1 protein-coding gene is annotated in these 440 nt (G+C 65.9%); it reads left to right on the forward strand.

From position 1 onward, the window contains the following. A partial coding sequence (locus tag IF20_RS36930; protein WP_199896934.1) for an alcohol dehydrogenase catalytic domain-containing protein occupies window positions 1-440 on the forward strand: 440 nt, incomplete at both ends.

The raw sequence follows: 440 nt of genomic DNA on the forward strand, positions 1-440 counted from the left end.
GTGGTGCCGGATCCGGGTCCGGGTGAGGCCGTGGTGCGGGTGCAGGCGTGCGGGGTGTGTCATACGGACCTGCATTACAAGCAGGGTGGTATCAGTGATGATTTCCCGTTTTTGTTGGGGCATGAGGCGGCGGGGGTGGTGGAGTCCGTCGGTGAGGGCGTGAGTGAGGTCGTGCCGGGGGATTTCGTCATTTTGAATTGGCGGGCGGTGTGTGGGCAGTGTCGTGCGTGTGTGCGGGGGCGTCCGCAGTACTGCTTTGCGACGCATAACGCGGAGCAGAAGATGACGCTGCGGGATGGCACGGAGCTGAGCCCGGCACTGGGTATCGGGGCGTTTGCGGAGAAGACGCTGGTGGCGGCGGGGCAGTGCACGAAGGTGGATGCGGGTGTGTCGCCGGCGGTGGCGGGGTTGTTGGGCTGTGGGGTGATGGCGGGGATCGG

The sequence above is a fragment of the Streptomyces niger genome (genome assembly GCF_000718305.1).
GTDB classification, from domain to species: domain Bacteria; phylum Actinomycetota; class Actinomycetes; order Streptomycetales; family Streptomycetaceae; genus Streptomyces; species Streptomyces niger.